This is a genomic window from Streptomyces shinuiensis (assembly GCF_043660855.1).
Taxonomy (GTDB): domain Bacteria; phylum Actinomycetota; class Actinomycetes; order Streptomycetales; family Streptomycetaceae; genus Streptomyces.
The window spans coordinates 1656131-1675286 of the sequence record NZ_JBIHML010000001.1 but is presented as its reverse complement, the minus strand read 5'-3'; the positions used below and the strand labels follow the sequence as shown (position 1 = coordinate 1675286).

General features: G+C 73.0%; 19 protein-coding genes and 4 tRNA genes. 18 read left to right on the top strand and 5 right to left on the bottom strand.

The window, feature by feature from the left end:
• Positions 1 to 74 precede the first annotated feature (74 nt).
• From ACGRHY_RS07285 to ACGRHY_RS07260, 6 genes are all read left to right on the top strand, one after another.
• Positions 75 to 857, top strand: coding sequence for a fumarylacetoacetate hydrolase family protein (locus ACGRHY_RS07285; protein ID WP_394634575.1), 783 nt, complete (start codon positions 75 to 77; stop codon positions 855 to 857).
• Positions 850 to 2343, top strand: a complete 1494-nt coding sequence (gene gltX, locus ACGRHY_RS07280) for a glutamate--tRNA ligase (protein WP_394634574.1) — start codon at positions 850 to 852, stop codon at positions 2341 to 2343. Before ACGRHY_RS07285 ends, gltX begins: the two co-directional genes overlap by 8 nt.
• A gap of 342 nt (positions 2344 to 2685) precedes the next feature.
• Positions 2686 to 2757: transfer RNA gene (locus tag ACGRHY_RS07275), tRNA-Gln, on the top strand.
• A gap of 24 nt (positions 2758 to 2781) precedes the next feature.
• Positions 2782 to 2854 (top strand) — tRNA-Glu (locus ACGRHY_RS07270).
• Between the two features lie 26 nt (positions 2855 to 2880).
• Positions 2881 to 2953 (top strand) — tRNA-Glu (locus tag ACGRHY_RS07265).
• 26 nt (positions 2954 to 2979) lie between these two features.
• A tRNA-Glu gene (locus ACGRHY_RS07260) sits at positions 2980 to 3052 on the top strand.
• 95 nt (positions 3053 to 3147) lie between these two features.
• On the opposite strand, the gene ndgR is transcribed toward ACGRHY_RS07260, so the two are convergent.
• The gene (gene ndgR / locus ACGRHY_RS07255) at positions 3148 to 3867 is read right to left on the bottom strand and encodes an IclR family transcriptional regulator NdgR (protein WP_394634573.1); all 720 of its coding nucleotides are present in this window, start codon (positions 3865 to 3867) and stop codon (positions 3148 to 3150) included.
• Positions 3868 to 4019: 152 nt separating this feature from the next.
• On the opposite strand from ndgR, the gene leuC reads away from it, so the two are divergent.
• The 5 genes from leuC (at position 4020) to ACGRHY_RS07230 (ending at position 7658) form a co-directional block, all read left to right on the top strand.
• Entirely contained in the window at positions 4020 to 5444 is a 1425-nt protein-coding gene (gene leuC / locus ACGRHY_RS07250) for a 3-isopropylmalate dehydratase large subunit (RefSeq protein WP_394634572.1), read from the top strand.
• 9 nt (positions 5445 to 5453) lie between these two features.
• Entirely contained in the window at positions 5454 to 6047 is a 594-nt protein-coding gene (gene leuD / locus ACGRHY_RS07245) for a 3-isopropylmalate dehydratase small subunit (RefSeq protein ID WP_394634571.1), read from the top strand.
• Between the two features lie 226 nt (positions 6048 to 6273).
• Positions 6274 to 6534 carry an SCO5555 family protein gene (locus tag ACGRHY_RS07240; RefSeq protein ID WP_394634570.1) on the top strand — a complete coding sequence of 87 codons (261 nt, stop codon included), beginning with the start codon at positions 6274 to 6276 and terminating at the stop codon, positions 6532 to 6534.
• Between the two features lie 125 nt (positions 6535 to 6659).
• Positions 6660 to 7283: an HU family DNA-binding protein gene (locus ACGRHY_RS07235; protein WP_394634569.1), complete on the top strand. Its 624-nt coding sequence runs from the start codon at positions 6660 to 6662 to the stop codon at positions 7281 to 7283.
• Positions 7284 to 7409: 126 nt separating this feature from the next.
• The gene (locus ACGRHY_RS07230) at positions 7410 to 7658 is read left to right on the top strand and encodes a hypothetical protein (protein ID WP_394634568.1); all 249 of its coding nucleotides are present in this window, start codon (positions 7410 to 7412) and stop codon (positions 7656 to 7658) included.
• Here ACGRHY_RS07230 and cofC read toward each other — a convergent pair.
• Entirely contained in the window at positions 7630 to 8298 is a 669-nt protein-coding gene (cofC, locus tag ACGRHY_RS07225) for a 2-phospho-L-lactate guanylyltransferase (RefSeq protein WP_394634567.1), read from the bottom strand. The two genes, ACGRHY_RS07230 and cofC, sit on opposite strands and share 29 nt — an antisense overlap.
• 145 nt (positions 8299 to 8443) lie before the next feature.
• Here cofC and ACGRHY_RS07220 point away from each other — a divergent pair, with 145 nt between their 5' ends.
• From ACGRHY_RS07220 to ACGRHY_RS07210, 3 genes are read left to right on the top strand one after another with little or no spacing between them, the layout of a single operon-like run.
• Positions 8444 to 9286, top strand: a complete 843-nt coding sequence (locus ACGRHY_RS07220) for a lysophospholipid acyltransferase family protein (RefSeq protein ID WP_394634566.1) — start codon at positions 8444 to 8446, stop codon at positions 9284 to 9286.
• On the top strand, positions 9283 to 10284 hold the full coding sequence (locus ACGRHY_RS07215; protein WP_394634565.1) for an NAD(P)H-dependent glycerol-3-phosphate dehydrogenase: 1002 nt from the start codon (positions 9283 to 9285) through the stop codon (positions 10282 to 10284). Before ACGRHY_RS07220 ends, ACGRHY_RS07215 begins: the two co-directional genes overlap by 4 nt.
• 38 nt (positions 10285 to 10322) lie before the next feature.
• Complete coding sequence (locus ACGRHY_RS07210) at positions 10323 to 11489, top strand: D-alanine--D-alanine ligase family protein (protein WP_394634564.1); 1167 nt, start codon at positions 10323 to 10325, stop codon at positions 11487 to 11489.
• A 98-nt stretch (positions 11490 to 11587) separates the two neighbouring features.
• Here ACGRHY_RS07210 and ACGRHY_RS07205 read toward each other — a convergent pair whose 3' ends face one another.
• Both ACGRHY_RS07205 and ACGRHY_RS07200 read right to left on the bottom strand, forming a co-directional pair.
• A complete protein-coding gene (locus ACGRHY_RS07205; protein WP_394634563.1) occupies positions 11588 to 12097 on the bottom strand; it encodes a DUF3515 domain-containing protein in 510 nt (169 codons plus the stop codon).
• Between the two features lie 20 nt (positions 12098 to 12117).
• Complete coding sequence (locus ACGRHY_RS07200; protein ID WP_093662086.1) at positions 12118 to 12351, bottom strand: Lrp/AsnC family transcriptional regulator; 234 nt, start codon at positions 12349 to 12351, stop codon at positions 12118 to 12120.
• 248 nt (positions 12352 to 12599) lie between these two features.
• Between ACGRHY_RS07200 and ACGRHY_RS07195 the strand changes: the two genes are divergently transcribed.
• The gene (locus tag ACGRHY_RS07195; protein WP_394634562.1) at positions 12600 to 13544 is read left to right on the top strand and encodes a thiamine-phosphate kinase; all 945 of its coding nucleotides are present in this window, start codon (positions 12600 to 12602) and stop codon (positions 13542 to 13544) included.
• A 53-nt stretch (positions 13545 to 13597) separates the two neighbouring features.
• Positions 13598 to 14419, top strand: coding sequence for a bifunctional hydroxymethylpyrimidine kinase/phosphomethylpyrimidine kinase (gene thiD / locus ACGRHY_RS07190; protein WP_394634561.1), 822 nt, complete (start codon positions 13598 to 13600; stop codon positions 14417 to 14419).
• 170 nt (positions 14420 to 14589) lie between these two features.
• Here thiD and rpmB read toward each other — a convergent pair whose 3' ends face one another.
• On the bottom strand, positions 14590 to 14775 hold the full coding sequence (rpmB, locus tag ACGRHY_RS07185; protein ID WP_093662092.1) for a 50S ribosomal protein L28: 186 nt from the start codon (positions 14773 to 14775) through the stop codon (positions 14590 to 14592).
• A gap of 268 nt (positions 14776 to 15043) precedes the next feature.
• Between rpmB and ACGRHY_RS07180 the strand changes: the two genes are divergently transcribed.
• Together ACGRHY_RS07180 and recG are read left to right on the top strand one after the other, a co-directional pair.
• Positions 15044 to 16720, top strand: coding sequence for a DAK2 domain-containing protein (locus tag ACGRHY_RS07180; RefSeq protein ID WP_394634560.1), 1677 nt, complete (start codon positions 15044 to 15046; stop codon positions 16718 to 16720).
• 40 nt (positions 16721 to 16760) lie between these two features.
• On the top strand, positions 16761 to 19040 hold the full coding sequence (recG, locus tag ACGRHY_RS07175; protein WP_394634559.1) for an ATP-dependent DNA helicase RecG: 2280 nt from the start codon (positions 16761 to 16763) through the stop codon (positions 19038 to 19040).
• Positions 19041 to 19156 lie beyond the last annotated feature (116 nt).

Below are 19156 nucleotides of genomic sequence, written 5' to 3'. Positions count from 1 at the left end.
GCACACCGCGAGTGTGCGGGGCTTACCCTTGAGTGTCATCTCCCACCCGCGATCAACGAGGGGCAGCACCACCCGTGCGCATCGCCAGATTCTCCATCGACGGCAACGTCGCGTTCGGAGTCGTGGAAGGGGACGCCGACAGCGGCGACGGCCTCGTCCTCGACATCATCAAGGGCCACCCCTTCGCCGAGTTCGAGCGCTCGGGCAAGAGGGTCCCCCTGGACAAGGTACGGCTGCTGCCGCCCGTCCTCCCGAACAAGGTGGTGGCCATCGGCCGCAACTACGCCGAGCACGCGGCGGAGATGGGAAACGAGGTCCCCGAGGTGCCGGTCGCCTTCTTCAAGCCCTCCACCTCGGTGATCGGCCCCGGCGACCCGATCGTCTACCCCTCCTTCTCCCACGAGGTGCACCACGAGGCCGAGCTGGCCGTGGTCATCGGCCGGATGTGCAGCCAGGTGCCCCGGGAGCGGGTGGCGGACGTGATCCTCGGCTACACCTGCGCCAACGACGTCACCGCCCGCGACGTCCAGCGCACCGAATCCCAGTGGGCCCGGGCCAAGGGCTTCGACAGCTCCTGCCCGCTGGGCCCGTGGGTGGTCACCGACGTCGACCCGGCGGACCTGGCCGTCATGTGCACCGTCAACGGCGAGCAGCGGCAGCTCGGCCGCACCGGCCAGATGGTGCGCTCGGTGGAGGACCTGGTCGTCCACGTCACCGAGGCGATGACGCTGCTCCCCGGGGACGTCATCCTCACCGGCACCCCGGCGGGCGTCGGCCCCATCAACGTCGGCGACGAGGTCGCCGTCACCATCGAAGGCATCGGCACTCTCACCAACAAGGTGATCAAGCGTGGCTAGCGCATCTGACGTACGCGTACGGTTCTGTCCCTCGCCGACCGGCAACCCCCATGTGGGCCTGGTCCGCACCGCCCTGTTCAACTGGGCGTTCGCCCGGCACCACGGCGGCACCCTGGTCTTCCGCATCGAGGACACCGACGCGGCCCGCGACTCCGAGGAGTCCTACGAGCTGCTGCTGGACTCGATGCGCTGGCTGGGCCTGACCTGGGACGAGGGCCCCGGGGCCGGCGGCCCGCACGCCCCCTACCGCCAGTCGCAGCGCATGGACGTCTACGCCGACGTCGCACGCAGGCTGATGGAGGCCGGCCACGCCTACCGCTGCTACTGCACCGCCGAGGAACTGGAGGAGCGGCGCGAGGCCGCCCGCAGGGCCGGGAAGCCCTCCGGCTACGACGGCAAGTGCCGCACCCTCACCGGGGAGCGCAAGGCCGCGTACGAGGCCGGGGGCCGCGCCTCCATCGTCCGCTTCCGGATGCCGGACGAGGCGATCACCTTCACCGACCTGGTCCGCGGCGAGCTGACCTTCACCCCGGAGAACGTCACCGACTACGGCATCGTCCGCGCCAACGGTGCCCCGCTGTACACGCTGGTCAACCCGGTCGACGACGCGCTGATGGAGATCACCCACGTCCTGCGCGGCGAGGACCTGCTCTCCTCCACCCCCCGCCAGATCGCGCTGTACCGGGCGCTGGCGGAGATCGGCGTCGGCAACGGCAGTACCCCGCGGTTCGGGCACCTGCCGTACGTGATGGGGGAGGGCAACAAGAAGCTCTCCAAGCGCGACCCGCAGTCCTCGCTCAACCTCTACCGCGAGCGCGGCTTCCTCCCCGAGGGCCTGCTCAACTACCTGGCCCTGCTGGGCTGGTCGATCGCCGAGGACCGGGACATCTTCTCGCTGGAGGAGATGGTCGCCGCCTTCGAGATCGGCGACGTCAACGCCAACCCGGCGCGCTTCGACCTCAAGAAGTGCGAGGCGATCAACGCCGTCCACATCCGGGACCTGGACACCAAGGAGTTCATCGCCCGCTGCGAGCCGTGGCTGACCGCCCCGCACACGCCGTGGGCGCCCGGGAGTTTCGACCGCGCCGCCTTCGAGGCGCTCGCTCCCCTGGCCCAGACCCGCCTGACGGTCCTGTCCGACATCACCGCCAACGTCGACTTCCTCTTCCTGGACGAGCCGGTTCAGGACGAGGTGGCCTGGAACAAGGCCATGAAGCCCGGCGCGGACGCCCTGCTGCGCACCGCGCGGGCGAAGCTGGCGGAGGCCGAGTGGAACGCCGACGCCCTCAAGGAGGCCGTCCTGGCCGCCGGCGAGGAGCACGGGCTCAAGCTGGGCAAGGCCCAGGCCCCGGTCCGCGTCGCCGTCACCGGCCGCACCGTCGGCCTGCCCCTGTTCGAGTCCCTGGAGGTCCTGGGCCGGGAGCGCACCCTGTCCCGCGTGGACGCCGCCCTGACCAAACTGGAGGCCGCCGCCGCGCAGGCGTGAGTCCGTGAGGCAGGGCCCTGTGAGGGGCCGGGAGCAGGGTTCCCGGCCCCTCACAGGGCCCCGGCACGAACCACAGGAGCGGGAGCGTCAACGACTGTGGCCGCTCCGGGCGCCGCTGTCGTCACGTTCCGTGCGGGAGTGGTGCCGGCGGCGCTCGTGGTCCGGTCGCGTCCGGGCGTACGAGAAGGGTGCTTCCGGCCGCCGGCGACCCGGCGGGAACTCGTTTTGGAGCACGGGCTTCGATCGGGTAATGTTCTTCCCGTCGCCAGGCGGAACGGGCCGAAAGGCCGGAGACGCAAGGCGGTCACCAGGACAAAAGTTCCGCAAGAGCTTGAGTTCCGGTGGGGTATGGTGTAATTGGCAGCACGACTGATTCTGGTTCAGTTAGTCTAGGTTCGAGTCCTGGTACCCCAGCGTGATCTTCCCAGCGAGATCCAGGCCCCCGTTGTGTAGCGGCCTAGCACGCCGCCCTCTCAAGGCGGTAGCGCCGGTTCGAATCCGGTCGGGGGTACTCGGTCCTTCGGGACCGCTGCTGGGGCCCCCGTTGTGTAGCGGCCTAGCACGCCGCCCTCTCAAGGCGGTAGCGCCGGTTCGAATCCGGTCGGGGGTACTCGGTCCTTCGGGACCGCTGCTGGGGCCCCCGTTGTGTAGCGGCCTAGCACGCCGCCCTCTCAAGGCGGTAGCGCCGGTTCGAATCCGGTCGGGGGTACGGACGGGAGAGGCCCTCCGCTTCGGCGGAGGGCCTCTCCTCGTTGTGTATCCGGTGTGCCTGCGGCGCGCGCCGCAGGCACACCGGCGGGGCGTTCAGCCTCCGTTGCGGCGCAGCGCCTCGCTGAGGCGGCCGGCGGCCTCCACGATCGCCTGGGCGTGCATCCGGCCCGGGTGGCGGGTCAGGCGCTCGATCGGGCCCGAGACCGACACCGCCGCCACCACGCGGTTGGACGGGCCGCGTACCGGTGCCGAGACCGAGGCGACGCCGGGCTCGCGCTCGCCGATGGACTGGGCCCAGCCGCGCCGTCTCACCCCCGAGAGGGCCGTCGCCGTGAAGCGGGCGCCCTGCAGCCCGCGGTGCAGCCGCTCCGGTTCCTCCCAGGCCATCAGGACCTGGGCCGCGGAGCCGGCCTTCATCGGGAGGGTGGAGCCGACCGGCACGGTGTCCCGCAGTCCGGACAGTCGTTCCGCCGCGGCGACGCAGATCCGCATGTCTCCCTGGCGGCGGTAGAGCTGAGCGCTCTCCCCGGTGACGTCGCGCAGGTGCGTGAGCACCGGACCCGCCGAGGCGAGCAGCCTGTCCTCGCCCGCGGCGGCGGCCAGCTCGGCCAGCCGCGGGCCCAGGATGAAACGGCCCTGCATGTCGCGGGCCACGAAGCGGTGGTGTTCCAGGGCCACCGCGAGCCGGTGCGCCGTGGGGCGCGCGAGCCCGGTCGCTCCGACCAGCCCGGCGAGGGTGGCCGGACCGGACTCCAGAGCGCTCAATACCAGAGCCGCCTTGTCGAGTACGCCGACGCCGCTAGAGTTGTCCATGCAACGATATTCGCGTCTCACATTACGAAACGCAAGTTCAATTTCCCCGGGAACCCGCCAAGCTGGAGTGACAGTCGCCACCCCGCTCGTGCGGAGACGGCGGCACGGATGTCGAGACGAGGCCGGCAGTGCGGCCGGTCGGAGGGAAAGCGATGGGACGGACACTCGCGGAGAAGGTCTGGGACGACCACGTCGTCCGGCGCGCGGAAGGCGAGCCCGACCTCCTCTTCATCGACCTGCACCTGCTGCACGAGGTCACCAGCCCCCAGGCGTTCGACGGGCTGCGCAAGAACGGGCGCCGGGTGCGGCGCACCGATCTCACCATCGCCACCGAGGACCACAACACCCCCACCCTCGACATCGACAAGCCCATCGCCGACCCCGTCTCACGCACCCAGCTGGAGACGCTGCGCAAGAACTGCGCGGAGTTCGGGGTGCGGCTGCACCCGCTGGGCGACGTCGAGCAGGGCGTCGTCCACGTCGTGGGACCGCAGCTGGGACTGACCCAGCCGGGCATGACGGTGGTCTGCGGCGACAGCCACACCTCCACCCACGGCGCCTTCGGCGCGCTGGCGTTCGGCATCGGCACCAGTCAGGTCGAGCACGTCCTGGCCACCCAGACCCTGCCGATGGCGCCCTTCAGGACCATGGCGATCACGGTCAACGGCGAGCTGCCCGAGGGGGTGACCGCCAAGGACCTGATCCTGGCGATCATCGCCCGGATCGGCACCGGCGGCGGGCAGGGCTATGTGATCGAGTACCGCGGCGAGGCCATCGAGAAGCTGTCGATGGAGGCGCGGATGACCATCTGCAACATGTCCATCGAGGCCGGCGCCCGCGCGGGCATGATCGCCCCGGACGAGACCACCTTCGCCTACCTCGCCGGGCGCGAGCACGCGCCGGAGGGCGCCGACCGGGACGCGGCCGTGGAGTACTGGCGGACGCTGCGCACCGACGACGGCGCCGTCTTCGACCACGAGGTGGTCATCGAGGCGTCCGAGCTGGCGCCGTTCGTGACCTGGGGCACCAACCCCGGCCAGGGCGCGCCGCTGAGCGCGAGCGTGCCGGACCCGGCGTCCTTCACCGACCCCAGCGAGAAGCTGGCCGCCGAGAACGCGCTGAAGTACATGGGGCTGACCGCCGGGCAGCCGCTGCGCGAGATCGCCGTGGACACCGTGTTCGTCGGCTCGTGCACCAACGGCCGTATCGAGGACCTGCGCGCGGCCGCCGCCCTGCTCCAGGGCCGGAAGGTCGCCGACGGGGTGCGGATGCTGGTGGTGCCCGGCTCGGTACGGGTGGCGCTCCAGGCCGTCGAGGAGGGCCTGGACAAGGTGTTCACCGCCGCCGGCGCCGAGTGGCGGCACGCGGGCTGCTCGATGTGTCTGGGCATGAACCCCGACCAGCTCAAGCCCGGTGAGCGCTCCGCGTCCACCTCCAACCGCAACTTCGAGGGCAGGCAGGGCAAGGGCGGCCGTACCCATCTGGTCTCCCCGCAGGTGGCCGCCGCCACCGCGGTCCTGGGCCATCTGGCCTCGCCCGCCGACCTGTCCGATGTACGCGAGCCCGCGGGAGTCTGAGGAAAAGCCATGGAAGCCTTCACCACCCACACAGGCCGCGCCGTCCCGCTGCGCCGCTCCAATGTCGACACCGACCAGATCATCCCCGCGCACTGGCTGAAGAAGGTCACCCGCGACGGCTTCGAGGACGGCCTGTTCGAGGCCTGGCGCAAGGACGACGAGTTCGTGCTCAACCGGCCGGAGCGGCAGGGCGCCACCGTTCTGGTGGCCGGGCCCGACTTCGGCACCGGCTCCTCGCGCGAGCACGCCGTCTGGGCGCTGCAGAACTACGGCTTCAAGGCCGTGGTCTCCTCCCGCTTCGCCGACATCTTCCGCGGCAACTCACTGAAGAACGGCCTGCTGACCGTCGTCCTGCCGCAGCGGACCGTGGACGCGCTGTGGGAGCTGACGGAGGCCGACCCGGCGGTCGAGATCACCGTCGACCTGGTGGCCCGCAAGGTCGCCGCGCCCGGCGTCGAGGCAGACTTCGAACTGGACGAGAACGCCCGCTGGCGCCTGCTGGAGGGACTGGACGACATCAGCATCACCCTGCGCCACGAGGAGGACATCGCCGCGTACGAGGCGAAGCGCCCCTCCTTCAAACCGCGGACGCTCGCCGTCTGACGTCCGGCACCCCGGCAACCGCCCGGTGCGGCGGACGTACGCGCACCCCTCCGAGCGCCCCCGGCTCCACGAGCCGGGGGCGCTCGGGCGTACGGGGGGCACGGGAAAGGGGAGGGAGGGCCAAGTGCCGTCCTGCTGCGCACAGTTGCCTCACCCGTACGTGTCCACCCGCGGCGTGTTGGGACCGGCCGGGCCGACAACTCACCTCCAATGGCACAATCGGTGCATGGACAGCGACGGCCAACTTCCCCTCTACGACCTCGTCGCCGCCCGACTGAAGGACGCGCACGCCATGGTGCGCGCGCTGCAAGTGCCCGACGACGTACGGGCGGCGCTCGTCCGCAGGCTCCTCGCCGTCACGGCCGCCGCGAAGCACGACCTGGCCGGTGCGGCGCGGCGGCTGGACCGGCTGATGGAGGACATCGAGGTCGGCGACGGCCTCTTCCCCGGGGAACGGGAAGACCGGCGTACGGACCGAAGTGCGTGATGGTCTATTTCGTTGCGACACAAGGGTGATTCGCACGTTTCGCGTTTGATTTGCGGTGAATATCTGCCTAACGTGCGAAAAAGCTTGGACAGATTCGTTCCGGCAATGCCTCCGAAGGGGAAGACGTGAACAAGGCGCAGCTCGTTGAAGCAATTGCCGACAAGCTCGGCGGACGACAGCAGGCAGCTGACGCGGTCGACGTGGTGCTGGACGCGATCGTCCGTGCGGTCGTCGCCGGAGACCGGGTCTCGGTCACCGGTTTCGGCTCGTTCGAGAAGGTGGAGCGCCCGGCCCGCTACGCCCGCAACCCGCAGACCGGCGAGCGCGTCAGGGTCAAGAAGACCTCCGTTCCGCGTTTCCGCGCCGGCCAGGGATTCAAGGACCTGGTCAGCGGCGCCAAGAAACTTCCCAAGGGCGGCGAGGTGGCCGTGAAGAAGGCTCCCAAGGGCAGTCTCTCGGGCGGTGCCGGCGCCACCACCCGCAAGGCGGCCGCCAAGAAGGCCGCTGCCAAGAAGGCGGCCCCGGCGAAGAGAGCCGCCGCGAAGAAGACCGCGGCGAAGAAGACCACCACCAAGAAGACCACCGCCAAGGCCACCCCGGCGAAGAAGGCCGCGGCCAAGAAGAGCACCGCCAAGAAGGCGACGGGGAAGAAGACCACCGGAAAGACCGTCGCCAAGAAGGCGCCCGCCAAGAAGGCCCCCGGCCGCAGGACCTCGGCGCGCAAGAGGGCGGCGACCCGCAGGAAGTGAGCCGGGCACACGGACATGCGGTGACCGCGCCGGGCCGGACTCCAGTGGAGCCCGGCCCGCGGTCCGTTCGGGGGCCGCGGTCCGCGGGCGCCCGGCCGGGCGCCCGGCTCGTCTAGGCTCGGCGTCATGCAGGCCACCGCGTACACCTATGACCCCGCGACCCGCAGCGGCAGTGTGCTCCTCGACGACGGCACGCCTCTCCCCTTCGATGCCGAGGCGTTCGACGCGGGAGGCCTGCGGCTGCTGCGGCCGGGCCAGCGGGTACGGATCGAGACCGAGACCGAGAGCGGGACCCGGACCGGAACCGGTACCACCGGAACCGGCGCCGAGGGCGGTCGCCGCCGGGTCACGCTGGTGACGCTGCAGACGTTCTGAGCGTGTACGGGCCCACTCCCAGGGCCAGCGCCGCGGCCAGATCCTCACCGGTGTCCACGTCCCGCCGGATGCTGTCCACCCCGGGCAGCGCGATCTCGGCCGCGCCGGAGCGCAGATGACGGGCGCGCGAGGCGCCTCCGAAGGCCGGAGTCAGGGCGGCGCCGCCGGACGCGGCGAGCAGCGTGGTGCCGACCCCGGCGGCGTCGGCCAGGAAGGCCCGGCGGTGTGCCCGTGCCGCCTCCAGCACCCGGGCCAGCTCCGCGGGGCGCAGCGCGGGCAGGTCGGCGTTCAGTGCGGCGACCGGGACGCCGGGGCGCTTTGACCGTACGGCCGCCTCACCGTGCTCCAGCGCGGCGTTCAGCCCGGCTCCCGGCGCGTCCGGCACGATCCGCGCCCCCAGTGCGGCCAGTTCCGCCCCCGCGCGCGGATCGTCCGTGACGATCACCACACCCTCCACCGCCGGGCAGGCCAGTGCCGCTGCGACGGTGTCCTGGGCGAAGGCCAGGGCCAGCGCGGACCGCAGCCCCCTCCCGGCCGCCGGGGCCAGTCTGCTCTTCGCCAGCGCCAGGGGCTTGAGGGGCATCACCAGGGTCCAGCCCCGGGCCGCCGCGGCCCGCGCCGCCGTGTCGTCGCGATGCATCGGCACCATTCTCACCCGCCGCCGGAGCCGTCCGGGGCTTTGCGGGGTTACGGTGTGCTCGACAGGGCGACGACCCGGGGCGACACTTGTGCGGTTGTTCCCGGTGGCGCGTATGCCGCAGCAGGCAAGAGGAGATGGTGTCCGGGTGTCCCGCCGCAGAATCGGCTTCTGGTACCGCTTTGCCGCGGTTTTGGCGAAACCGCCCCTGGTGGTGCTGTTCAAGCGGGACTGGCGTGGAATGGAGCATATTCCGGAAGAGGGGGGATTCATCACCGTGGTGAATCACAACTCCTATCTGGACCCGCTCTCCTACGCCCACTACCAGTACAACACCGGCCGCGTCCCCCGTTTCCTGGCCAAGGACTCCCTGTTCAAGGGCGGGTTCGTCGGCGCGGTGATGCGCGGCACCGGGCAGATCCCCGTCTACCGCGAGACCGCCGACGCCGTGAGCGCCTTCCGCGCCGCCGTCGAGGCGATCGACAAGGGCGAGTGCGTGGCGTTCTACCCCGAGGGCACCCTCACCCGCGACCCGGACATGTGGCCGATGGAGGGCAAGACCGGTGCCGCCCGCGTCGCCCTGATCACCGGGGCGCCCGTCATCCCCGTCGCGCAGTGGGGCGCCAACGAGGCCGTGCCGCCGTACGCGGGGATCAAGAAGGTCCGGTTCTTCCCGCGCAGGACGCTGAAGGTGCTGGCCGGTCCGCCCGTCGACCTGTCGCGGTTCTACGACCGCGAACCCACCGCGGAACTGCTGCGCGAGGTCACCGACGTCATCATGGACGCGATCACACAGCTGCTGGCAGAGGTGCGCGGCGAGCCCGCGCCCGCCCAGCGCTACGAACGCCGACGGGTGCTCGCACAGGGCCGCCGCGGACCCGCCGCGAAGGCCGTCGCGGGCGGCGGGCCCGCCGCCCGCGACGCCGGCGAGGAGGAGGCCGCCGGCCGGCGGACCGTCGGCCGCGCGGCAGCCGAGGGAGAGATCGCGTGACGCGAGTCGCCGTCTACGGCACCGGATCCTGGGGCACCGCCTTCGCGATGGTGCTCGCCGACGCCGGCTGCGAGGTGACCCTGTGGGGCCGCCGCGCGGAGTCGGCCGAGGCGGTCAACACCACCCGCACCAACCCCGACTACCTGCCGGGAGTCGTCCTCCCCGAGGCCGTGCGCGCCACCACCGACCCCGCCGAGGCCGCGGCCGGGGCCCAGTTCACGGTGCTGGCCGTGCCCTCCCAGACCCTGCGCGGCAACCTCTCGGCGTGGAAGCCGCTGCTGCCGCCGGACACCGTGCTCGTCTCCCTGATGAAGGGCGTCGAACTCGGCACCGCCAAGCGGATGAGCGAGGTGATCGAGGAGGTCGCCGGAGCCGGTCCGGACCGGATCGCCGTACTGTCCGGCCCCAACCTGGCCCGCGAGATCGCCGAGCGGCAGCCCGCCGCCTCCGTCGTCGCCTGCCGCGACGAGGAGGTGGCCCGCAGGCTCCAGGCCGCCTGCCACACCCCCTACTTCCGCCCCTACACCAACACCGACGTCGTCGGCTGCGAACTGGGCGGGGCGGTGAAGAACGTCATCGCGCTGGCGGTCGGCATCGCCGACGGCATGGGCCTGGGCGACAACGCCAAGGCCTCGCTGATCACCCGCGGTCTGGCCGAGACCACCCGGCTCGGCCTGGCCATGGGCGCCGACGCGCACACCTTCGCGGGCCTGGCGGGGTTGGGCGACCTGGTCGCCACCTGCTCCTCGCCGCTGTCGCGCAACCACACCTTCGGCACCAACCTCGGCAGGGGCATGACCCTGGCGGAGACCGTCGCGGCGACCCGGCAGACAGCCGAGGGCGTCAAGTCCTGCGAGTCGGTACTGGACCTGGCCCGGCGGCACGGTGTCGACATGCCCATCACCGAGACCGTCGTCGACATCGTCCACGACGGCAAGCCGCCGCTGGTCGCCCTCAAGGAACTGATGTCGCGCAGCGCCAAGGCCGAGCGCCGCTGACCGCCCACCACCGTCACGTCAGGTAATCTCGCCCGGATATGAGCAGCCAGTCCTTCTCCCCAGGCCCCCAGACGCCCCCGCCGGCCGGCCGGAGGCCGCGCGTCGCCGTCGTCTTCGGCGGCCGCAGCTCCGAACACGGGATCTCCGTGGTCACCGCGGGCGCCGTACTGCGCGCCATCGACCGCAGTGCCTACGACGTCCTGCCCATCGGCATCACCGCCGACGGCCGCTGGGCGCTGACCGCCGACGACCCCGAGCGGATGTCGATCGCCGACCGCGCACTGCCGAGCGTGGAGCAGCTCGCCGAGTCCGACACCGGCTCCGTGCTGCTGCCCTTCGAGCCGGACAACCGCGAGGTCGTCTACAGCGAGCCGGGCTCGGTGCCCAAGGTGCTCGGGGAGGTCGACGTCGTCTTCCCCGTGCTGCACGGCCCGTACGGCGAGGACGGCACGCTCCAGGGCCTGCTGGACCTGGCCGGGGTGCCCTACGTCGGCTCGGGCGTGCTGGCCTCGGCGGTCGGCATGGACAAGGAGTACATGAAGCGGGTCTTCACCTCCTTCGGGCTGCCCGTCGGGCCCTACACGGTGGTCAGGCCGCGCGAGTGGGAGCAGGACGAGAAGGCCGTGCGGAAGAGGATCGTGGACTTCGCGGCCGACCACGGCTGGCCGATCTTCGTCAAGCCCGCCCGGGCCGGATCCTCCTTCGGCATCACCAAGGTCGACGACCTGGCGGGCCTGGACGAGGCGATCGCCGGGGCGCGGCGCCACGACCCCAAGATCATCGTCGAGTCGCTGCTGCGCGGCCGTGAGATCGAGTGCGGTGTCCTGGAGTTCGAGGACGGCCCGCGTGCCAGTCTGCCGGCCGAGATCCCGCCGGCCACGGCCCACGACTTCTACGACTTCGAGGCGAAGTACATCGACTCCGCCGAGGGCCTGGTGCCCGCCCCGCTGACCGGCGAGCAGACCCGGCAGGTCCAGGAGCTGGCGGTGCGCGCCTTCGACGCGGCCTCCTGCGAGGGCCTGGTCCGCGCCGACTTCTTCCTGCTGGACAGCGGCGAGTTCGTCATCAACGAGATCAACACGATGCCCGGCTTCACGCCCATCTCCATGTACCCGCGGATGTGGGAGGCCAGCGGAGTCGGCTACCCCGAGTTGGTCGACCGCCTCATCAGGGCCGCCCTGCGCCGCCCGACCGGCCTGCGCTGACCGGCCTGCGCCGACCGTCGGGCGACGCAGGCCGTACGGCCGCCGTGTCCGCCCCGGGTCCGTGAGGGGCGCGGGCCCGGGGCGGACACGGCGGGACGTCACAGAGGCTTCTCCGGGACCGTCTCCCGCACCGCGTCGGCTAGATCGACCAGGGCGTTGACCTCGGGCGCGTACGCGCCCGGGACCGTCACCCGGACGAAGACCTCGCGTTCGAGGAGGGTGAACCGGTGGCCGTCGTCCCGCTCCTCCAGCAGCCAGGAGACCCCGTTCACGTCCACCGACTCGGAGACGGGGTTGTAGTGTTCACTGCCGGGCGTGAGGACCTCGGGCCGCGGCACTCCGCAGCCCAGTTCGATCGCGGGATCGCCCCACACGGCTGCGAACCGCGTCTCGGGCTCGACCTCGCCCCGGGGCTGTCCGTCCACCTCCTCGGGCAGCGCGCCGTACAGCTCGCGGCAGATCCCGGCGGCCTCGCCCGTCGGGCTCGGCACGGGCGGGCCGGGGTGGTCGCCGCCGGACGTGCAACCGGCCGCCGCGGCGAGCACTGCGAGCACGGCGGCGGGCGCACGGAGGGCGGACGGCAGGGACCGGCGGGGCGCAAAGCTCACCGGGCGAGCATACGGGGGAGCTACAGGTGTACGACCGGGCAGGTCAGGGTGCGGGTGATGCCCTCCACGTGCTGGATGCGGGCCACCACCATGCGACCCAGGTCGTCCACCGTGTCGGCCTCGGCCCGCACGATCACGTCGTAGGGACCGGTCACGTCCTCGGCCCGGACCACTCCCGGAATCGCGCCGACGACCTCGGCGACGGACGACGCCTTGCCGACCTCAGTCTGGATCAGGATGTACGCCTGTACCACGGAACCTCCAGGGCGGCTACGAGGATCATGTGGGAAGAAGGGACGCCACGGTACCGCGTCGCCCGTACCGCCGGGGAGACCCGCACCGCAAGCGGGCGCGGCGGGACGGCGACGCGGAGGGGCAGACCGGCGGCCGCGGCGGTACCGTTCGAGCGCACTGAAGAAGGGGCACGACGATGCTGAGTTCTCCCGGGGGGCAGCCTCCCTCTGGATTCCCTGGGGGCGCTCCCAGGACCCCCGGCCGTACCGTGGGGGAGCTCGGGGAGTTCGGACTGATCCGTGAACTGACCTCGCGGATCACCCCCACCCCGGCCGTACGGATCGGCCCGGGCGACGACGCGGCCGTGGTCGCCGCGCCCGACCGGCGCGTGGTGGCCAGCACCGATCTGCTGCTGGAGGGGCGGCACTTCCGGCGCGACTGGTCCACCGCCTACGACGTCGGCCGCAAGGCCGCGGCGCAGAACCTGGCCGACATCGCCGCCATGGGGGCCGAGCCCACCGCGCTGCTGCTCGGCCTCGTCGTGCCCGCCGAACTGCCCGCCACCTGGCCCACCGAGCTGATGGACGGCCTCCACGACGAGTGCCAGGTCGCGGGTGCGGCAGTGGTCGGCGGGGACGTGGTGCGCGGCGAGACCATCACCGTGGCCATCACCGCGCTGGGCGACCTGCACGGACGCGAGCCGGTCACCCGGTCCGGGGCGCGGCCCGGCGATGTCGTCGCGGTGACCGGCTGGCTGGGCTGGTCGGCCGCCGGGTACTCGGTGCTCTCCCGCGGGTTCCGTTCGCCGCGGGCCTTCGTCGAGGCCCACCGCCGCCCCGAGCCGCCGTACCACGCGGGCCCGGCGGCGGCCGAACTGGGCGCGACGGCGATGACGGACGTCAGCGACGGGCTCATCGCCGACCTCGGGCACATCGCCGAGGCCGGCAAGGTCCGTATCGACATCCGCTCGTCGGCCCTCGACGTCCCCGTCCAGATGTCCGACATCGGGCAGGCGGTGGGCATCGACCCGCTGCAGTGGGTCCTCACCGGGGGTGAGGACCACGCGATCGCCGCCACCTTCCCCGCGGACGCCAAACTCCCCGCCCGCTGGCGCCGCATCGGTGAGGTGCTGCACCCCTCCGCCGCGCCGCAGGTCACGGTGGACGGCGCCCCGTGGGACCTGGCGGGCGGCTGGGACCACTTCGGGGACTGAGGGACTGAGGGACCGAGGGGGCGGGGGACGGCCGCGGCCGTAGGCTGCGGGGCATGCGTACACCACCACCGTGCGTCCTCACCGTCGCCGGGTCCGACTCCGGCGGCGGAGCGGGGATCCAGGCCGACCTGAAGACCATGCTCGCGCTCGGCACCCACGGGATGAGCGTGCTCACCGCCGTCACCGCGCAGAACTCCCTGGGCGTGCAGGGCGCCTGGGAACTGCCTGCCGAGGCGGTGCGGCAGCAGTTCCGCAGCGTCGTGGACGACATCGGGGTGCAGGCGGTCAAGACCGGCATGCTGGCCACCGCCGAACTGGTCGCGACGGTCGCCGGCCTGCTGGACGGCCTCACCGCGCCCGTGGTCGTCGACCCCGTCGGGGTCTCCAAGCACGGCGACCCGCTGCTGGCCGCCGAGGCGCTGGAGACGGTGCGCGCCGAGCTGCTGCCCAGGGCAACCGTCGCCACCCCCAACCTGGACGAGGTCGCCCAGCTCACCGGCGTACGGGTGGAACGCGAGGCCGACCTGCCGCGCGCGGCGGAGGCGGTGCTGGCGTACGGGCCGCGGTGGGCGCTGATCAAGGGCGGCCACCTCAGGGGCAGGGCGGACGCGGTGGACCTGCTCACCGACGGCACCGCCGAGTGCTGGCTGCGCGCGCCCCGCCACGACAACCGCCACACCCATGGAACCGGCTGCACCCTGGCCGCCGCGATCGCCGCACGGCTGGCGAAGGGACGTCCGGTCCCGGAGGCGGTCGCCGATGCCAAGGAGTACGTGACGGGTGCCATCGCCGCGGGCTTCGCGCTGGGCGGCGGCATCGGGCCCGTGGACCACGGCTGGCGGCTGGAGCAGGAGGCTCCGGAAGGGGAGTCCTGAGCGGCCGTTCCGGTCGGCCGCGTGGCGGGACCGGAAGGCCGCACGCCGGAAGGCCGGTCCACCAGAGGTGGACCGGCCTTCCGGCGCAACCGGCAAGGTGGCCGCGCTGGGCGTTGCGTCAGCGCGAGACCGGGTCACCCCCGCCGCGCGGCGGGGGAGAGGTCATGCGCTCAGCGCGAGACCTTGCCGGCCTTGATGCACGAGGTGCAGACGTTGAGCCGCTTCGGCGTCCGACCGACCATCGCACGCACCCGCTGGATGTTGGGGTTCCAACGGCGGGACGTACGGCGGTGCGAGTGCGAGATGTTGTTGCCGAAGCCCGGCCCCTTGCCGCAGACGTCGCAGTTGGCAGCCACGGGTCACTCCAAAGACTTCAGATGCACTTACAGTGAAATCCCGGCGTCGGCAGGATCAGAGGATGACCGGCACTGCCAGGGAATTGGGTAGAGCCCGAGCGGGTCGGGCAACCGGGGAAGCATACCTTGCCCCCGTCCGGACCACGAAATTACCACGGCCCCGCACCACGGCCCCGCCACCGGCCGCGGACCGTGCCGGGCACTAGCCTTCGCCCGTCGCAGATGTCTTTCCCGGCCGCCCGGCCGCAAGCCCCCAGGAGGCCCGTCCGTGCCGCACCCGCTCGACGCCGCCGCGGTACGGGAGTGGAGCGCCCAGGCGCTCGACGCGCTGGGCCGCGCCCGCGAGACCATCGACGCGATCAACGTCTACCCGGTCGCGGACGCCGACACCGGCACCAACCTCTACCTGACCGCCGAGTCCGCCGCCCGGGCCGTCGAGGCCGCCTGCGCGGGGGAACCCACCCCGGCCCAGGCTGTGCGGGCCATGGCACACGGCGCGCTGATCGGCGCGCGCGGCAACTCCGGGACGATCCTGGCGCAGCTGCTGCGCGGCATGGCCGAGGAGATAGCCGAGGCCGAGGCCGGCGGGGCGTGCGAGCGCGGCGAGGACGACGGGGAGCCGCTGCGGCGCGCGCTGGTGCGTGCCGCGACCGCGGCACGGGCCGCGGTCGCGCACCCGGTGGAGGGCACCGTGCTCACCGTCGCCGCGGCCGCGGCCGACGCGGCGGCGGCCGCCGCCGGGGACTGCCCCACGGTGGCCCGCGCCGCCTGGTCCGCGGCCCGCGCGGCCCTGGAGGCCACCCCCGAGCAGCTCCCGGCGCTCTCCCGCGCGGGCGTGGTGGACGCGGGCGGCTACGGTCTGGTCACCGTGCTGGGCGCACTGGTGGCCGCGCTCTCCGGGGAGCGGCCCGGGGCCCCGGCCGCCGAGCGCTCCGGAACGCCGTGCCCGATCCCGCCCCCGGACCCGCACCCGGATCCGGACGGCGGGGGCCGCACCGCGGCGCAGGAGCCGGCCGGCCCGGCCTGCGAGGTCGTCTACCTGCTGGAGGCGGGGGACGACGCCGTGGCCGCCCTGCGCACCCGGCTCGACGCCCTGGGTGACTCCCTGGTGGTGGTCGGCGGCGACGGGTTGTGGAACGTCCACGTCCACGTGGACGACGCCGGCGCGGCGGTGGAGGCCGGGATCGAGGCCGGGCGCCCCTTCCGCATCCGGATCACGCACTTCGGCGCCCGGGGCGGCGACCGGCACGCCGGCCGTACGCCCGCACACGCCCCCGGCCGTGCCGCCCCCCGCGCCGTGGTCGCGGTGGTGCCCGGCGACGGACTGGCCGAACTGTGCGCCGCGGCGGGCGCCACCACCGTCACCGCGCGCCCCGGGGAGCCGCCCGCCAGCGGGGAACTGGCGCAGGCTCTGCTGCGGACGGGCGCGCCCGAGGCCGTCCTGATGCCCAACGACCCCGAGCTGCGGCACACCGCCGCTGCGGCCGCCGAACAGGCCCGCGCCGAGGGGCTGCGGGTCGCGATCATCCCCACCCGCTCCCCGGTGCAGGGCATCGCCGCGCTCGCCGTGCACGAGCCCGGCCGCCGCTTCGACGAGGACGTCGTCGCCATGACCTCCGCGGCCGGGGCCACCCGGTACGGCGAGCTGTGCGTCGCCGAACGGCAGGCATGGACCACCGCCGGGATCTGCCAGGCCGGGGACGTCCTCGGCCTGATCGAGGGGGACGTGGCGCTGATCGGCGCACAGGCGGCGGACGTGGCCGCGGCCGTACTGGACCGGATGCTCTCGGCGGGGGGCGAGCTGGTGACCCTGGTGATCGGCGCGGGCGCGCCCGTGGGTCTGGCCGATCACCTGGAGGATCATGTGCGCCGCAACCACCTGGCCGTCGACACGCTCGTCTACGAGGGGCGGCAGAGCGGCCCGCTGCTGATCGGCGTGGAGTGAGCGGGTCGCGCGGCCCGCGCTGTCGGTGGCGTGGTGTGCAATGGGGGACGTGCCCGCGCTGGAAGAGAACACGCAAGACCCCCTGACGGAACCGCTGCGAAAGGTGCTCGGCGGCACCACCGCGAAGGTGATGGCCGAGCACCTCGGTCTGCACACCGTCGGCGACCTGCTGCACCACTACCCGCGGCGGTACGCCGAGCGCGGCGAGCTGACCCGGCTCGCCGACCTGCCGCTGGACGAGCACGTCACCGTCGTCGCCCAGGTCGCCGACTCCCGGGTGCTCACCTTCAACCAGGGCCGCGGCAAGCGCCTGGAGGTCACCCTCACCGACGGCAGCGGCCGACTCCGCCTGGTCTTCTTCGGCAGGGCCGTCCACCACCACCACAAGGAGCTGCTGCCCGGCCGCCGGGGGATGTTCGCGGGCAAGGTCGGTGTGTTCAACCGGAAGCTCCAGCTCTCCCACCCCGCCTACGAGCTGCTGGGCGCCGGCAGCGGAGCGGAGGCGGTGGACGCCTTCGCGGGCAGGCTCATGCCGATCTACCCGGCGTGCAAGCAGCTGGAGTCGTGGAAGATCGCCAAGGCCGTCGCCACCGTCGTGGACTCCCTGCTGGCCACGCGCTGGGAGGGAGTCGCCGACCCGCTGCCCGCCGCCCTGCGTGCCGAACGCGGCCTGCCGACACTGCCGGAGGCGCTGGAGAAGGTCCACCGGCCGCGCACCAAGGCGGATGTGGAGCTGGCGCGGGCCCGGCTGAAGTGGGACGAGGCGTTCGTCCTCCAGGTCGCGCTGGCCCGCCGCCGCCTGGCCGAGGGCCAGCTCCCGGCCGTGGCGCGCAGGCCGTGCGAGGACGGGCTGCTGGACGCCTTCGACGCCCGGCTGCCTTTCACCCTCACCGACGGCCAGCGGACCGTCAGCCGGGAGATCTTCGACGACCTGGCCACCGAGCACCCCATGCACCGGCTGCTCCAGGGCGAGGTCGGCTCCGGCAAGACGCTGGTGGCGCTGCGCGCCATGCTCGCGGTGGTGGACGCCGGCGGGCAGGCCGCGATGCTCGCCCCCACCGAGGTCCTGGCCCAGCAGCACCACCGCTCGATCACCGAGATGATGGGCGAGCTGGCCGAGGGCGGGATGCTCGGCGGCGCCGAGCACGCCACCAAGGTCGTGCTGCTCACCGGCTCGATGGGGGCCGCCGCCCGCCGCCGGGCGCTGCTGGACCTGGCCACCGGCGAGGCCGGCATCGTCATCGGCACCCACGCACTGATCGAGGACAAGGTGGGCTTCCACGACCTGGGCCTGGTCGTGGTCGACGAGCAGCACCGCTTCGGCGTCGAGCAGCGCGACGCCCTGCGGTCCAAGGGGAAGCAGCCCCCGCACCTGCTGGTGATGACCGCCACCCCCATCCCGCGCACGGTCGCCATGACGGTCTTCGGCGACCTGGAGACCTCCGTGCTGGACCAGCTCCCGGCCGGGCGCTCGCCCATCGCCAGCCATGTCGTACCCGCCGCCGAGAAGCCCCACTTCCTCGACCGCGCCTGGGAACGGGTGCGCGAGGAGGTGTCGGCCGGACACCAGGCCTATGTGGTCTGCCCGCGCATCGGCGACGAGGAGGAGCCCGCGGGCGCCCGGCGGAACGGCGGGAGCGGCGCGGGCAACGAGGACGGTGAGGGCGGCGGGGACGGTGAGGGCGCCGACGGCGGAGGCGAGCGCCGCCCGCCGCTGGCCGTCCTCGACATCGCCGGACAGCTCGCCGACGGGCCGCTCAGGAGCCTGCGGGTGGCCGCGCTGCACGGCCGGATGCAGCCGGACGCCAAGGACGAGGTGATGCGCCGCTTCGCCGCGGGCGAGCTGGACGTCCTGGTCGCCACGACCGTCATCGAGGTCGGGGTGAACGTGCCGAACGCCACCGTGATGGTGATCATGGACGCGGACCGTTTCGGTGTCTCCCAGCTCCACCAGCTGCGCGGCCGGGTCGGGCGCGGCAGCGCGCCGGGGCTGTGCCTGCTGGTCAGCGAGGCCCCCGAGGGCAGCCCCGCCCGCGCCAGGCTGGGGGCGGTCGCCGCGACGCTGGACGGCTTCGAACTGTCCCGCATCGACCTGGAGCAGCGCCGGGAGGGCGATGTGCTGGGCCAGGCGCAGTCCGGCACCCGCTCCTCCCTGCGGATGCTCGCCGTCATCGACGACGAGGAGGTCATCGCGGCCGCCCGGGAGAAGGCGACGGAGATCGTCGCCGCCGACCCCGAACTGGAGCGCCTGCCCGAGCTGCGCGCGGCCCTGGAGGCCCTGCTGGACGCCGAGCGCGAGGAGTACCTGGAGAAGGGCTGACGGGGGCGGGCGGGCCCGCCGTCCGTCCGCCGCGCGCCTATCGTGGTGGGGGCCGCGGTCAGCCGGTCCGGCGGACCGGCTGACCGCGGCCCCCACCAACCCCTGCCCCAGCACCC

Coding starts and splice junctions, on each gene's coding strand:
- recG (WP_394634559.1), top strand. CDS start 16,761: ATGGGGGACGTGCCCGCGCTGGAAGAGAACACGCAAGACCCCCTGACG.
- ACGRHY_RS07240 (WP_394634570.1), top strand. CDS start 6,274: ATGGACAGCGACGGCCAACTTCCCCTCTACGACCTCGTCGCCGCCCGA.
- cofC (WP_394634567.1), bottom strand. CDS start 8,298: ATGCATCGCGACGACACGGCGGCGCGGGCCGCGGCGGCCCGGGGCTGG.
- leuC (WP_394634572.1), top strand. CDS start 4,020: ATGGGACGGACACTCGCGGAGAAGGTCTGGGACGACCACGTCGTCCGG.
- ndgR (WP_394634573.1), bottom strand. CDS start 3,867: ATGGACAACTCTAGCGGCGTCGGCGTACTCGACAAGGCGGCTCTGGTA.
- ACGRHY_RS07230 (WP_394634568.1), top strand. CDS start 7,410: ATGCAGGCCACCGCGTACACCTATGACCCCGCGACCCGCAGCGGCAGT.
- leuD (WP_394634571.1), top strand. CDS start 5,454: ATGGAAGCCTTCACCACCCACACAGGCCGCGCCGTCCCGCTGCGCCGC.
- thiD (WP_394634561.1), top strand. CDS start 13,598: ATGCGTACACCACCACCGTGCGTCCTCACCGTCGCCGGGTCCGACTCC.
- ACGRHY_RS07210 (WP_394634564.1), top strand. CDS start 10,323: ATGAGCAGCCAGTCCTTCTCCCCAGGCCCCCAGACGCCCCCGCCGGCC.